This is a genomic window from Streptomyces sp. NPDC001219 (genome assembly GCF_053597915.1).
Window position 1 is genome coordinate 80,726 of sequence record NZ_JBSFJF010000019.1, and the last position, 13,518, is coordinate 94,243.

Consider the following 13,518-nt stretch of genomic DNA (forward strand, 5'->3'; position numbering starts at 1 on the left):
TTCCCTCAGCGTCCATAACTACCCGCCTGTGACGGGGAGTTCCTTATCGAGAGCGCCTAATCGCCACTGCCGCTGGTGCTGTTGGTGTTCCGGCGCTTCCGCTTCCTGGCGTCGTGCAGCACCTCGCCCGCGGCCCGCGTCACGGTCGCCACGACGCGCACCCAGCGGGGGCCGCCGCGCTCCGCCCACACCACACATACGCACCCGCCGATGGCGAGCGCCAGAACGCCGAGCAGTATCAGAATGGCCATGTTCCCCCATGCCTGCGTGATCAGTGCCTGCGCGGCCTGTGCCTGTGTGGCCCGTGCCCGCGTACCCATGCCTGGGTGCAGCCCCAAGATCCTCTCAGGTGCGGCGAGAGGCAAGTGCCGGACCCTTCGGGCGGCACACCTCCCAGCCCTCTTCCGGACCCGGACACTCCTGAGGGACTTTCCGGCCATTGGCTGACGGAATCGCCGCAAAGGGACATGAGTGCGGTAGGAAAGGTGCCGGTCCGCGGAACACCCCGGCGCCCCCGCTCCTTCAGGGTGCCCGCCTGCTCCATCCACCGTCGACGGGACGCTCCCGTGCTGCCCGCCGACCGGATCTTCCGATTCCCGGAAACGGAGACACCCATGCGAAGACGGATACGTGCCGCTGCGGCGGTATGCGCGACCGCGTTCCTCACGCCGCTGCTGACGGCGAGCCCGGCGGCGGCCGCGTCGGTCCGGCCCGCCGACGGCGCCCGTAAGCCCGCGGACTGCCGGCCCGCCCTCCAGGTCCTGGCCTCCCTGCCCGGTTCGGGAGGCAGCGAGGTCAGGGGACTCGGGCCGAAGGACCTGGCGGTGGGCGCCTCGCGCGGCCTGCCCGCGTACTGGACCGGCACCCGGGTCCATCGCGTACCGCTGCCCGCCGGATTCACCGGCGGGACAGTGGCGGCCGTCAACGCGAAGGGGCTGATGGTCGGTTCGCTGCGCGGCGAGGGCAAGACCGCCGCCTTCAGCTTCCGTGCCGGGGCGCGCATGGTGACCCTGCTGCCGGAAGGCGCCCACGCGGCGGACGTCAACGACCAGGGGCTGATCGTCGGCGACGCGGTCAAGAGCGGCAAGCTGGTCGGCCTCGTCTGGGACGGCGCACGGATTCACCGCCGGCTCGCGCCGCCCGCCGGATACTCGCTCACCTCGGTGACCGCCCTCAACAACGCCGGGCAGATCGCCGGTTCCGGCGAGGCCGTCAAGGACGAGGAGTCATGGTCCGCGGGCCTCTTCTGGCCGGCCAGGAGCGGCGCCCCGGCCGTACCCCTCCAGCGGTTCTGGCCCTCGGGAGTGCCCTACGACTTCTGGTACCCGCGGGACATCGACCGCGCCGGACGGATCGTCGGCACCCACGACTACACCCGGCTGGACACCCTGACGCCCACCCAATGGCTCCCGCCGTACACGGTCGAGACCCAACCGGGGCTGCTCGGGGAGCGCACCAGCGGCACCTTCCAGGCCATCAGCCCCACCACCAACGTGAGTGTCGGCACCGCCCTCGACAGTCACATGGTCGGGCCCTTCCCGCCCGAGACGGCGCCCCCGCCGCAGGCCCAGATATGGCCCGGCACCGGCCCCCTGCTGGCACTGCCCCGGCTCTCCCTGGAGGGCGCCTCCGAGGCGCACGCCGTCAGCGATGACCAGCGCGTGGGCGGGTCCGCGGCCGACGCCAGGTCGACGCCCCGTGCCGTCATCTGGACCTGCGCCCTGCGACAGGCGTACCGCCCCTGACGACCCGGCCACCCGTCACCACCGACGCGACTGTCCGGTTCCTTGTGTGACATCCCGGGGTGCCCGGTCGGCAACCCGCGCCGCGCCGAGCGCCCCGGTCCGACGGTCCGCGAACTCCGTGCCGCAGCAGCCCGGTCCGGGGCCGAAACCGCTCGCGGCGCGGCTACCGCCGGATCTACCCTCATGAACATGATCACTCGAAGGGAAGACGGCTACGAGGTCGACACCGACCCGGACCGTCTCGACGTCGGCCTGGTGCACCACTGGCTCTCGACCGACGCGTTCTGGGCCCTGGGCCGCAGCCGTGAAACGGTCGAGCAGTCCATCAGCGGGTCGCTCAACTTCGGCCTCTACGACGACAGCGGTGCTCAGGTCGCGTACGCACGGGTCGTCACGGACCGGGCGACCTTCGCCTGGCTCTGCGATGTCTACGTCGCCCCCACCCACCGCGGCAGGGGACTCGGCACCTGGCTCGCCGAGGCGGTCCGCGACCGCCTGGCCCCCTACCGCCTCAAGCGGACACTGCTGTCCACCCGCGACGCCCACGAGGTCTACGCCAAGGTCGGGTTCGTCCCCGTACCCGACCCACAGCACCTCATGATCATGAAGTCCGCGACCTGACGCCCCTTGCCGGGCGGCGGGCGCCGAAGCACCCCGCCCGTACCGGTCTCGCTGGCGTGCAGGCCCCGGTCAGGCACCGACGTAGGCCGCGAGGTGCTCGCCGGTGAGAGTCGAGCGGGCGGCGACCAGGTCGGCGGGAGTGCCCTCGAAGACGACCCGGCCGCCGTCGTGGCCGGCGCCGGGACCCAGGTCGATGATCCAGTCGGCGTGCGCCATGACCGCAGGGTGGTGCTCCACGACGATGACCGACTTGCCGGAGTCGACGAGCTGGTCGAGCAGGCCGAGCAGCTGCGCGACATCGGCGAGATGGAGGCCGGCGGTCGGCTCGTCGAGGACGTAGACGCCGCCCTTCTCCGCCATGTGCGTCGCCAGCTTGAGACGCTGCCGTTCGCCGCCGGACAGCGTGGTGAGCGGCTGGCCGAGGCTGAGGTAGCCGAGCCCGACGGCGTCCAGCCGCTGCAGGATGCGGTGCGCCGCCGGCGTGCGCGCCTCGCCGTCACCGAAGAACTCCTCGGCCTCGGCGACCGACATCGCCAGCACCTCGCTGATGTCACGGCCGCCGAAGTGGTGGTCGAGCACCGCTGCCTGGAACCGCTTCCCGTCACACTCCTCGCAGGTGGTGGCGACGCCGGCCATCATCGCCAGATCGGTGAAGGTGACCCCGGCGCCGTTGCACGTGGCACAGGCGCCCTCGGAGTTCGCGCTGAACAGCCCCGGCTTCACCCCGTTGGCCTTCGCGAACGCCTTGCGGATCGGGTCGAGCAGCCCGGTGTACGTCGCCGGATTACTCCGCCGCGAACCACGGATCGGACTCTGATCGACCGACACCACACCCGCACCGGCCGGGATCGACCCGTGCACCAGCGAACTCTTGCCGGAGCCGGCGACACCGGTGACCACGGTGAGCACCCCGAGCGGGATGTCGACATCGACCTCGCGCAGGTTGTGCGCCGTCGCCCCGCGGATCTCCAGCGCGCCGGCCGGCTTCCGCACCGACTCCCTGAGGGCGGCCCGGTCGTCGAGATGGCGGCCGGTGACGGTGCCGCCGGACCGCAGGCCCTCGACGGTGCCCTCGAAGCAGACCGTGCCGCCCGCCGTACCGGCGCCCGGACCGAGGTCGACGACATGGTCGGCGATCGCGATCGTCTGCGGCTTGTGCTCCACGACGAGCACCGTGTTGCCCTTGTCCCGCAGCCGCAGCAGCAGTTCGTTCATCCGCTGGATGTCATGGGGGTGCAGGCCCGCGGTGGGCTCGTCGAAGACATAGGTGGTGTCGGTGAGCGAGGAGCCGAGGTGACGGATCATCTTGACGCGCTGTGCCTCGCCGCCCGAGAGCGTGCCCGACGAGCGGTCCAGCGACAGATAGCCGAGGCCGATCTCCACGAACGAGTCGAGGCTCCGCCGCAGCGCGGTGAGCAGCGGCGCCACCGACGGCTCGGCGAGGCCACCGACCCACGCGGCCAGGTCACTGATCTGCATCGCACAGACGTCGGCGATGCTGACCCCGTCGATCCGCGACGACCTGGCCCCCTCACTGAGCCGGGTGCCGTCGCACTCGGGGCAGGTGGTGAAGGTGACCGCCCGCTCCACGAACGCCCGGATGTGCGGCTGCATCGCCTCCTTGTCCTTGGACAGGAACGACTTCTGGATCTTGGGGATCAGCCCCTCGTAGGTGAGGTTCACACCCTCGACCTTCACCTTGGTCGGCTCCCGGTAGAGGAAGTCCTGCATCTCCCTCTTGGTGTACTTGCGGATCGGTTTGTCGGGGTCGAGCAGGCCCGACTCGGCATAGACCCGCACGGTCCAGAAGCTGTCCGACTTCCAGCCGGGGATGGTGAACGCGCCCTCGGCGAGCGACTTGGAATCGTCGTAGAGCTGGGTCAGGTCGATGTCGGAGACGGTGCCCCGGCCCTCGCAGCGCGGACACATGCCGCCGGTGCGGGAGAAGGTCGCCTTCACCGTCCTCTTCGCACCACGCTCCACAGTGATCGCACCGCTCGCCCGGACCGAGGGGACATTGAAGGCGTACGCGCTGGGCGCGCCGATGTGCGGCTGCCCGAGCCGGCTGAAGAGGATGCGCAGCATGGCGTTGGCATCGGTCGCGGTGCCGACCGTGGAGCGGGTGTCGGCACCCATCCGCTGCTGGTCGACGATGATCGCGGTCGTCAGCCCCTCGAGCACATCGACCTCGGGCCGCGCCAGCGTCGGCATGAAGCCCTGCACGAAGGCGCTGTAGGTCTCATTGATCAGCCGCTGCGACTCCGCGGCGATGGTGTTGAACACCAGCGAGCTCTTGCCCGACCCGGAGACACCGGTGAACACCGTCAGCCGGCGCTTCGGCAGCTCGATGCTGACGTCCTTGAGGTTGTTCACCCGCGCACCGTGCACGCGGATCAGATCGTGGCGGTCGGCGACGTGCGGCGCGGGCGACTGCGAGTCCGGTCTCGGGGCCATGCTCATCCTGTCTCCCTCTGTTGCACGGGGCCGCCCACACGGTCCCCCGTCGGGTGTCGCCCGGCGCGATCTGACCAGCCTCGCACAGGGCGCCTGATTCGCCCCCGCCCCGGCCAGTCGCACTCCGGGCCGCGACGGCGCGGTCCGGGGCGTCGGGCGACGGCGGGGGAGTGCGCTGGAAGCAGCGCCCGGGGACGCGGTTCACGACACCGCCCGTGCGGCTCATGGCCGAGACCCCGGACGGCTCAGCGCAGCTCCTGGATGCGGAGCAGGTTGCCCGCGGGGTCACGTACGGCGCAGTCGCGCACGCCGTACGGCTGCTCGGTGGGCTCCTGGACGATCTCGGTGTCGCCGGCCTGCAGCCGCGCGAAGGTGCCGTCGAGATCGGCGGTCGCCAGGAGCACCCGGGCGTAGGTGCCCTTGGCCATCATCTCGGCGATGATGCGGCGCTCGTCGTCGGTGATGCCGGGGTCGGCGGCCGGCGGCTCCAGGACGAGGGAGGTGCCGGGCTGGTCGGGAGGCCCGACCGTGAGCCAGCGCATCCCCTGGTACCCGACGTCGTTGCGGACCTCGAACCCGAGGAGGTCGCGGTAGAAGGCGAGCGAGGCGTCCGGGTCGGTGTGCGGGAGGAAGCTCGCGTGAATGCTGATGTCCATGGCCGACACGCTAGGCGCGGCCCGGGGGCCGCGCTTCTCGATTCCTGACCGGTCTGGTCACCTGTTTCGCGACACACGACGGCATCCCCGCCGTCGCCCGCGTCACCTCGCGCCGGTAGACGCTGGGCGGCACACCGACCAGCTCGGTGAAGCGGCTGCTGAAGGTGCCCAGCGACGAGCAGCCGACCGCGAAGCAGACCTCGGTCACGCTGAGGTCCCCGCGGCGCAGCAGCGCCATCGCCCGCTCGATACGCCGGGTCATCAGGTACCCGTACGGCGACTCACCGTAGGCCCGCCGGAACTGCCGGCTGAAGTGCCCGGCTGACATGTTCACGCTGCGGGCGAGCGCCTCGACGTCCAGGGGCTGCGCGTACTCCCGGTCCATCCGGTCGCGGACGCGGCGCAGCAGGGCGAGGTCGCGCAGATACTGCGCCGCGGCGGCATGAGTGGTCACGTACGCGAGCGTGCCATGACGCACCGGCGTTGCCCAGCGCTGCCGACGTTCGGGAGCCGGTCCGCGTCCGTCGCCGCCTCTGGCCTGCGGGAACGCCACATCTCCGGGAATCGGCGCCCGGTGCGGATTACCTCGCAGGTAATCGACACCCGAGATACCGGCTGTGAGCATCAGGGAGCTTCCTGGCGACACCATCCGACGACTCGGACGGCGCGCCGGGTACCCGACCCGTTTCACTCAGGAAAGGTAAGTGCCTTGACCAACATCGCCGATGTCGTGGACCGGTACACCGAGGTGTGGAACGAGGTGGATGCCGACCGCCGCCAGAAGGCCGTCGGCGAACTCTGGGCGAGCGACGGCTACTACGCCAACGCGACCGACGAGTACCGCGGCCACCGCCAGATCCACGAGGCCATCCACGAGGCGTACGAGGACTTCGTCGAGAAGGGATTCGCCTTCACGATCCACAACTACGAGGTGAACCACGACTCCGTCCGCCTCACCTGGCACATGGTGCCCGCCGGCGGCGGTGATGTCGCGGCCGTCGGCACGGAGTTCATCCTCCTCGGCCCGGACGGCCTCATCCGGAGCGACCACCAGTTCATGGACGTGGACCCGACCCGGTAAGACGCCGAAGTAGAGGCGAAGAAGCGCTCTGACCTGCACAGATATCCCATGGGTAAGCAGGGCTGCACGTCGCGCAAGGCCGAGGGCGGTGCCTTCGAAGAGTAAGCACAGGCACCGCCCTCGGCTCCAGTGCTCATCGGCTCGCAGTGCCGCCCCATGTGATGAGGTGAGCGACCGGACACGGAGCGACGACTTCGGAGGCCGGTGAGACCCTTGAATGACGGGACTCCGACGCTCAGGGAAGCCGAGCGCGCCGGGCCCGGCAGGTAGTGCCTCTCACGGACGAGGGTGCAGTCTCCATGGATACCTCCGACAGCGCAGGTGCAGCGGGCCGCGGCCCGGGGCCCTCCGACGAGTGGTGGCATGCGACCCCGCCGATGCTGGAGCGCATCCTTGCCCTGTCGCCGGCCGGCATGGCCGTGCTGGACCGGGACCTGCGCTTCGTCTGGGTCAACGAGGCTCTGGAGCGCCTGGGCGGCGTCCCCCGTGACCAGCGGTTGGGCAAGCGCCTGCGGGACGTGCTGCCCCTCCTGGACTTCAGGCTGGATGTCGAGGGGATCGAGTCGCTCACCCGGGACGTGCTCGATACCGGCCGGCCCCTGGTCGACCACCTCCTGCGCGGCGGGACGAAGGCACACCCACACCGGCCGCACGCCTACTCGCTGTCCGTCTTCCGGCTCCACAGCGCCACGAACCGGGTGCTGGGCGTGTCCTTCATCGTCCTCGACGTCACCGACCGCTGGCGGGCCCGGGAGCGGCTCGCCCTGCTGAACGAGGTCGGAGCGCAGACCGGCAGCACCTTGGACGTCATGGACACCGCGCAGACCCTCGCCGACATCAGCGTGCCGCGGCTGGCCGACTTCGTCGCCGTCGACCTCCTGGAGTCGGTGATACGCGGCGACACCCCGCGTTCCGGGGCTCACCTCCATCCGCCGCAGATGCGCCGTGCGGGCCAGCAGTCGATCCACGAAGGCGTTCCCGAGTCGGTCGCGGCGACCGGGCAGGCCGTCGACTTCCACCCTCACTCACCCGAAATGCAGTGCATGCTCGACGGGCAGTCCCGCCTGGAGGCCATGCCGGGTGCCTCCACCATCAGCTGGTTCGAGACAGACCCCGCCCGAGCCGCGAAGATCCAGGAATTCGGCTTCTGCTCCCTGATACTCGTCCCGATCCTCGCCCTCGGCGATGTCCTGGGCGTCGTCAGATTCATCCGCTGGCAGCTGCGCGATCCCTTCGAGCAGGACGACCTGCTCCTCGCCGAAGAAGTAGTGGCCCGCGCGGCGGTGAGCATCGACAACGCCCGCCGCTACACCCGGCAGCACAGCACCGCGCTGGCCCTGCAGCGCAGCCTGCTCCCGCGCAGTCTCACCGGCGGCAGCACCCTCGACGTCGCCTGGCGCTACCTGCCGGCCCATGCCTCCGACGGCGCGGGCGGCGACTGGTGCGACGTGATACCCCTGTCCGGCGCCCGGGTGGCCATGGTCGTCGGAGACGTCGTGGGCCACGGGATCGACGCCGCAGCCACCATGGGACGGCTGCGCACCACCGTGCGCACCCTGGCGGACATGGACCTCCCTCCGGACGAGTTGCTGGCCCACCTCGACGACCTGGTTCTGCGCCTGATCGACGAGGAACAGACCGCCGACCCGTCACTGAGCCCCGCCGCGCTCGGCGCCACCTGCCTGTACGCCGTCTACGACCCGGCCACCCGCAAGTGCACCATGTCGCGCGCCGGCCATCCCCCTGCCGCGGTCATCACCCCGGACGGCTCGGTGACCTTCCCCGACCTGCCCGCCGGGCCTCCGCTCGGCCTGGGCGCCCTGCCCTTCGAATCCGCCGAACTCGACATCGCCGACAGCAGCATCCTCGCCCTGTACACCGACGGCCTGATAGAGACCCGCGACCAGGACATGGACCGGGGCCTCACCCGGCTGCGCACCGCACTGGCCTCCCCCGGGAAGCGGCTCGACGAACTCTGCGGAACCGTCCTGAACGACGTGCTCACCGGCGGCCCCGACGACGACGTCGCCCTGCTCCTCGCCCGCACCCACGCCCTCGGCGAGGACCAGGTGGCCACCTGGGAGCTGACGTCCGACCCGACAGTCGTCGCAGACGCCCGCACGCTGACCGCGGACCGCCTCACCGCCTGGGGGCTGGACAGTCTGATCTTCCCCTTCGAGCTGATCGTCAGCGAACTCGTCACCAACGCCGTCCGCTACGGCAACGGACACATCCGGCTGCGCCTGATCCGCCAGGACGCGCTCATCTGCGAAGTCTCCGACGTCAGCAGCAGCTCCCCCCGCATGCGCCACGCACGGACCACCGACGAGGGCGGCCGCGGCCTCTTCCTCGTAGCGCAGCTGGCCAGCCGCTGGGGCACCCGATACACGACCGACGGCAAGATCGTCTGGGCAGAGGAACACCTCCCGGCGAACGACGCTCACTATCAGGCGGCTTGACCTCCCGCCGAAAGGGCCCCGGCCGTATTCGTTAAATCCCGGCATTCGGCGCGGAGTTCAACCGGTATTCCTGTGGCCTATCGGGGCTGTCGGCCGGAATCCGCTCCGCTCCCACCCAGTGCCGGCGCAATGCCGCCAATGCGGCGTGAAGAGCCGGTCGACGGTCGGCCTGCGAGCGCCAGATGGCCGAAAGCCGACGGGTGGGTGCGGGCTGCATCGGGACGACTCGGACGGTGGGCGGCAGGGTGCCGCGACCGAGTCGGGGCAGCATCGTGATGCCCAACCCCGCGGCCAGGAGCGCCACTTGGGACTCGTATTCCTCGATCTGATAGGCAATGTCCGGCTCGACACCGAGGCCGGCGAAGGAACGCACCAGCCACTCATGGCACATGGCCCCGGTGCCCTGCCCGATCCACCGCTCTTCCCGCAGGTCGTGCGGGTACACCACGTCCCGGTCGGCGAGTGGGTGCCCGGCGGGCAGGGCGACGTCGGCGATGTCCTCGCCCAGCGCGGCGACCGACAGTGACGCGGGCAGCGTCAGCGGGGTGTTGTGCCAGTCGTGCACCACCGCGAGATCCGCCTCCCCCCGTACGACAAGGCTGATGGCGCGGTTGGGGTCGGCCTCCACCAGCCTGCAGTCCAGCGCGTGGTGGCGGGTGGCGAGGCCGGCGAGGGCGGCGGCGGCGAAGCCACGGCAGGCCGTGGGAAACGCGGCGAGCATCAGCCGCCCGGTGGGTTGGTCGCGCTGTTCCTCCAGGCGTGAGCGAGTCCGCTCCAGCACCGTCACGACCTCGTCCGTCGCCTCCGCGAGCAGCCAGGCCGCGGGCGTGAGCTCCACCTTGCCGCCCTGCCGGTCGAGCAGTTGGGAGCCGGCCTCGCGCTCCAGCTTGGTGATCTGCTGGGAGACGGCGGACGGCGTGTAGCCCAGCGCGGCGGCCGCACCCGTCACCGAGCCGTGGGTGGCCACGGCACGCAGGGCGCGCAGGCGGTTGAGGTCGAACATGAAGCGATGCTAATCCCCCACCTTCAGAAACATTCGCTGGTCCTTACGGACAGCGACTGTTGTGATGGAGCGTCCCGAAGCAGCACGTTCCCAGGAGTCATTGGCATGAAGCCCGCACACGTTGCCTTGGCGGTGGTCGTCGCCGCCGTATGGGGCGTGAACTTCGTTGTGATCGACGTCGGGCTGCGCGACTTTCCGCCGCTTCTCTTCTCCGCGGTGCGCTTTCTCCTGGCCGCGTTCCCCGCGGTCTTCTTCGTCGGGCGGCCAAGGGTCGCCTGGCGCTGGGTCATCGCGGTCGGCATCTCGCTCGGCATCATGAAATTCGGGATGCTGTTCATCGGTATGCACGCGGGGCTTCCCCCCGGGCTGGCCTCCCTGGTGCTCCAGGGCCAGGCGGTGTTCACCGTGCTCTTCGCGGCGGTGCTGCTGAAGGAGCGCGCCAGGCGGGTGCAGATCGTCGGCATGGCTATCGCCTCGGCGGGCATCGTCCTGGCCGGTCTGGACTCGACGGTCGGCACCCTGGCCGGGTTCCTGCTGGTCGTGGGCGCGGCGGCGTGCTGGGGCCTGTCCAACACCGCGATGCGGAAGGCCGGTCCGCCGGACACCTTCCGCTTCATGGTCTGGGTGAGCGTCGTGCCGCCGATCCCGCTCGCGCTGCTGTCCGTGCCCTTCGAAGGCTGGGACGCGGACCTGCGCGCGCTGCAGCATCTGAACCTCACCGGAGTGGGCGCCGCGCTCTATGTGGCGTGGGGCGCGACCCTGTTCGGATTCGCCGCCTGGGGGTATCTCCTGCGGACGTACAACGCGCCGACCGTTGCCCCGTTCTCGTTGCTCGTCCCGATATTCGGCCTGGCCGCCGCCTGGATTTTCCAGGGCGAGCGTATGACCGCAGTGACTTTCTGTGCCACGGCACTTGTCATCGCGGGCATCGCGGTGGGAATGGTGCGTCGTCCGAAGAGACCCGTGGTGCCGGAGAGCGATGAAACGGCCGTTACGGCTGCCGCGCTCTGAGGTCCCGAACCGACGGAACGTCAGCAGTCCGGGAAGGCCGCCCGGCGGTCGTCTCGTAGCGAGTGGTGATCCCGCGCCCCTGCTTCACGCGATGCACCCTCGACGGGCCGTGGGTGTCATCGGTGACACACGTCCGGGCCGACCGGTGCACACCGGCCGGCCCGGACGCCGTCGTCAGACGAGGTCATGCGACGTCAGACAACAACGGACAGCCTCAGACGAGGTCGAACCGGTCCAGGTTCATCACCTTGTCCCACGCCGCCACGAAGTCGTGGACGAACTTCTTCTTCGCGTCGTCGCTGGCGTAGACCTCGGCGAGGGCACGCAGCTCGGAGTTCGAGCCGAAGACGAGGTCGGCACGGGTGCCGGTCCACTTCACCTCGCCGGTGGTGGCGTCCCGGCCCTCGAAGGTGTCCGAGCCCTCGGACGTCGCCTGCCACGTCGTGCCCAGGTCGAGCAGGTTGACGAAGAAGTCGTTGGTCAGGGTCCCCGGGGTCGTGGTGAGGACCCCGCGCGACGACTGCTGGTGGTTGGCGTCCAGCACCCGCAGGCCGCCGACGAGGACGGTCATCTCGGGGGCGCTGAGCGTGAGGAGGTTGGCCTTGTCGAGCAGGAGGTGCTCGGCGGGCAGGCGGTTGCCCTTGCTGACGTAGTTGCGGAAGCCGTCGGCGGTCGGCTCCAGGGCGGCGAACGACTCCACGTCAGTGTCCTCCTGGGCCGCGTCGGCGCGACCAGGGGTGAAGGGCACCTCGATGTCGACACCGGCGTTCTTGGCGGCCTGCTCGACGGCCGCGCCGCCCGCGAGGACGATCAGGTCGGCGAGGGAGACCTGCTTGTCGCCGGTCTGCGAGGCGTTGAAGGACTGCTGGATGCCTTCCAGGGCACGCAGGACCGTCGCCAGCTGGTCGGGGTTGTTGACCTCCCAGCCGTTCTGCGGCTGGAGGCGGATGCGCGCCCCGTTGGCGCCGCCGCGCTTGTCACTGCCGCGGAACGTCGAGGCCGAAGCCCATGCCGCGGAGACCAGCTGGGACACCGGCAGGTCCAGGCCGAGGATCTGGCTCTTGAGGGAGGCGATGTCCCCGGCATTGACGAGCTGGTGCGTCACCGCGGGCACCGGGTCCTGCCACAGCAGCTTCTCGGCGGGGACCTCAGGGCCGAGGTAGCGCACGGTCGGGCCCATGTCGCGGTGGGTCAGCTTGTACCAGGCGCGGGCGAAGGCGTCCGCGAAGGCCTCGGGGTCGTCCCGGAAGCGACGCGAGATCTGCTCGTAGGCCGGGTCGATGCGCAGCGCGAGGTCGGTGGTCAGCATCGTGGGGGCGTGGCTCTTCGACGCGTCGTGGGCGTCGGGGACGGTGCCCGCTCCGGCGCCGTCCTTCGGCCGCCACTGGTGCGCGCCGGCGGGGCTCTTGAACAGCTCCCACTCGTAGCCGAAGAGGATCTCGAAGAAGCTGTTGTCCCAGGTCGTCGGGGTGTTCGTCCAGATGCCCTCGAGGCCGCTGGTGATGGTGTCGCCGCCCTTGCCGGTGCCGTAGGCGTTCCTCCAGCCCAGGCCCTGCTCCTCGAACGTGGCGGCCTCCGGGTCGGGACCGACGTTGTCCGCCGGGCCCGCTCCGTGGGTCTTGCCGAAGGTGTGGCCGCCGGCGACGAGCGCGACCGTCTCCTCGTCGTTCATCGCCATCCGGCGGAACGTCTCACGGATGTCACGGGCCGCGGCGAGCGGGTCCGGGGTGCCGTTCGGGCCCTCCGGGTTGACGTAGATCAGACCCATCTGCACCGCGCCGAGCGGGTTCTCCAGCTCCCGGTCACCGGTGTAGCGCTGGTCGTCGAGCCAGGTGGTCTCGGGGCCCCAGTAGACGTCCTCCTCCGGCTCCCAGACGTCCTCACGGCCGCCACCGAAACCGAAGGTCTTGAAGCCCATCGTCTCCAGCGCGACGTTGCCGGCCAGGACCATCAGGTCGGCCCAGGACAGGCTCTGGCCGTACTTCTTCTTGACCGGCCACAGCAGCCGGCGGGCCTTGTCGAGGTTGGCGTTGTCCGGCCAGCTGTTCAGCGGGGCGAAGCGCTGCTGACCGGCCCCGGCACCGCCGCGGCCGTCGCTGATCCGGTAGGTGCCCGCGCTGTGCCACGCCATCCGGATGATGAACGGGCCGTAGTGACCGAAGTCCGCCGGCCACCAGTCCTGCGAGGTGGTCAGTACCTCGCCGATGTCCCGTTTCACGGTCGGAAGGTCAAGGCCCTTGAACGCCTCGGCATAGTCGAACTCCTCGCCCAGCGGATTGGCCACGGCGGGGTTCTTGGCAAGGATCTTGAGATTGAGCCGCTCCGGCCACCACTGGCGGTTACCGCCGCCCTGGGTCGGGTGCGCGGCACGCCCGTGAGCGACCGGGCAGCCACCCGCGTTTTCGGGCTTGGGGTCCGTGACAACTGCATCGTGGTTCTCAGACATGGGAATCCTTCCGAACTGGGCGGATCACTGTTCTCAGAAACT

General features: G+C 70.2%; 11 protein-coding genes. 5 read left to right on the top strand and 6 right to left on the bottom strand.

The genetic code is table 11. From position 1 onward, the window contains the following. Window positions 1-56: 56 nt before the first annotated feature. Window positions 57-251, bottom strand: coding sequence for a hypothetical protein (locus ACWC9R_RS15165; RefSeq protein ID WP_450731803.1), 195 nt, complete (start codon window positions 249-251; stop codon window positions 57-59). 363 nt (window positions 252-614) lie between these two features. On the opposite strand from ACWC9R_RS15165, the gene ACWC9R_RS15170 reads away from it, so the two are divergent. Beyond that, window positions 615-1,745: a hypothetical protein gene (locus tag ACWC9R_RS15170; protein WP_450731805.1), complete on the top strand. Its 1,131-nt coding sequence runs from the start codon at window positions 615-617 to the stop codon at window positions 1,743-1,745. Window positions 1,746-1,934: 189 nt separating this feature from the next. Next, window positions 1,935-2,366 carry a GNAT family N-acetyltransferase gene (locus ACWC9R_RS15175; RefSeq protein ID WP_450731807.1) on the top strand — a complete coding sequence of 144 codons (432 nt, stop codon included), beginning with the start codon at window positions 1,935-1,937 and terminating at the stop codon, window positions 2,364-2,366. A 69-nt stretch (window positions 2,367-2,435) separates the two neighbouring features. Here ACWC9R_RS15175 and ACWC9R_RS15180 read toward each other — a convergent pair whose 3' ends face one another. The 3 genes from ACWC9R_RS15180 to ACWC9R_RS15190 form a co-directional block, all read right to left on the bottom strand. Further along, the gene (locus ACWC9R_RS15180; RefSeq protein WP_450731809.1) at window positions 2,436-4,826 is read right to left on the bottom strand and encodes an ATP-binding cassette domain-containing protein; all 2,391 of its coding nucleotides are present in this window, start codon (window positions 4,824-4,826) and stop codon (window positions 2,436-2,438) included. Between the two features lie 239 nt (window positions 4,827-5,065). Continuing rightward, window positions 5,066-5,476, bottom strand: coding sequence for a VOC family protein (locus ACWC9R_RS15185; protein WP_450731810.1), 411 nt, complete (start codon window positions 5,474-5,476; stop codon window positions 5,066-5,068). 10 nt (window positions 5,477-5,486) lie between these two features. Continuing rightward, the gene (locus tag ACWC9R_RS15190; RefSeq protein ID WP_450731877.1) at window positions 5,487-5,861 is read right to left on the bottom strand and encodes a helix-turn-helix transcriptional regulator; all 375 of its coding nucleotides are present in this window, start codon (window positions 5,859-5,861) and stop codon (window positions 5,487-5,489) included. 324 nt (window positions 5,862-6,185) lie between these two features. Between ACWC9R_RS15190 and ACWC9R_RS15195 the strand changes: the two genes are divergently transcribed. Both ACWC9R_RS15195 and ACWC9R_RS15200 read left to right on the top strand, forming a co-directional pair. Then, on the top strand, window positions 6,186-6,557 hold the full coding sequence (locus ACWC9R_RS15195) for a nuclear transport factor 2 family protein (RefSeq protein WP_450731811.1): 372 nt from the start codon (window positions 6,186-6,188) through the stop codon (window positions 6,555-6,557). 299 nt (window positions 6,558-6,856) lie between these two features. Next, entirely contained in the window at window positions 6,857-9,016 is a 2,160-nt protein-coding gene (locus ACWC9R_RS15200; protein ID WP_450731813.1) for a SpoIIE family protein phosphatase, read from the top strand. Window positions 9,017-9,047: 31 nt separating this feature from the next. On the opposite strand, the gene ACWC9R_RS15205 is transcribed toward ACWC9R_RS15200, so the two are convergent. Next, entirely contained in the window at window positions 9,048-10,019 is a 972-nt protein-coding gene (locus ACWC9R_RS15205; protein ID WP_450731815.1) for a LysR family transcriptional regulator, read from the bottom strand. Window positions 10,020-10,124: 105 nt separating this feature from the next. On the opposite strand from ACWC9R_RS15205, the gene ACWC9R_RS15210 reads away from it, so the two are divergent. Next, window positions 10,125-11,030 (top strand): EamA family transporter, encoded by a 906-nt coding sequence (locus ACWC9R_RS15210; protein ID WP_450731817.1) that lies wholly within the window; start codon window positions 10,125-10,127, stop codon window positions 11,028-11,030. A gap of 214 nt (window positions 11,031-11,244) precedes the next feature. Here ACWC9R_RS15210 and katG read toward each other — a convergent pair whose 3' ends face one another. After that, window positions 11,245-13,476: a catalase/peroxidase HPI gene (gene katG / locus ACWC9R_RS15215; protein ID WP_450731818.1), complete on the bottom strand. Its 2,232-nt coding sequence runs from the start codon at window positions 13,474-13,476 to the stop codon at window positions 11,245-11,247. Window positions 13,477-13,518 lie beyond the last annotated feature (42 nt).

Excerpts from the sequence above, each read along its gene's own strand:
- ACWC9R_RS15165 (WP_450731803.1), bottom strand. The coding sequence starts at position 251 with ATGGCCATTCTGATACTGCTCGGCGTTCTGGCGCTCGCCATCGGCGGG.
- ACWC9R_RS15170 (WP_450731805.1), top strand. The coding sequence starts at position 615 with ATGCGAAGACGGATACGTGCCGCTGCGGCGGTATGCGCGACCGCGTTC.
- ACWC9R_RS15175 (WP_450731807.1), top strand. The coding sequence starts at position 1,935 with ATGATCACTCGAAGGGAAGACGGCTACGAGGTCGACACCGACCCGGAC.
- ACWC9R_RS15180 (WP_450731809.1), bottom strand. The coding sequence starts at position 4,826 with ATGAGCATGGCCCCGAGACCGGACTCGCAGTCGCCCGCGCCGCACGTC.
- ACWC9R_RS15185 (WP_450731810.1), bottom strand. The coding sequence starts at position 5,476 with ATGGACATCAGCATTCACGCGAGCTTCCTCCCGCACACCGACCCGGAC.
- ACWC9R_RS15190 (WP_450731877.1), bottom strand. The coding sequence starts at position 5,861 with ATGGACCGGGAGTACGCGCAGCCCCTGGACGTCGAGGCGCTCGCCCGC.
- ACWC9R_RS15200 (WP_450731813.1), top strand. The coding sequence starts at position 6,857 with ATGGATACCTCCGACAGCGCAGGTGCAGCGGGCCGCGGCCCGGGGCCC.
- ACWC9R_RS15205 (WP_450731815.1), bottom strand. The coding sequence starts at position 10,019 with ATGTTCGACCTCAACCGCCTGCGCGCCCTGCGTGCCGTGGCCACCCAC.
- ACWC9R_RS15210 (WP_450731817.1), top strand. The coding sequence starts at position 10,125 with ATGAAGCCCGCACACGTTGCCTTGGCGGTGGTCGTCGCCGCCGTATGG.
- katG (WP_450731818.1), bottom strand. The coding sequence starts at position 13,476 with ATGTCTGAGAACCACGATGCAGTTGTCACGGACCCCAAGCCCGAAAAC.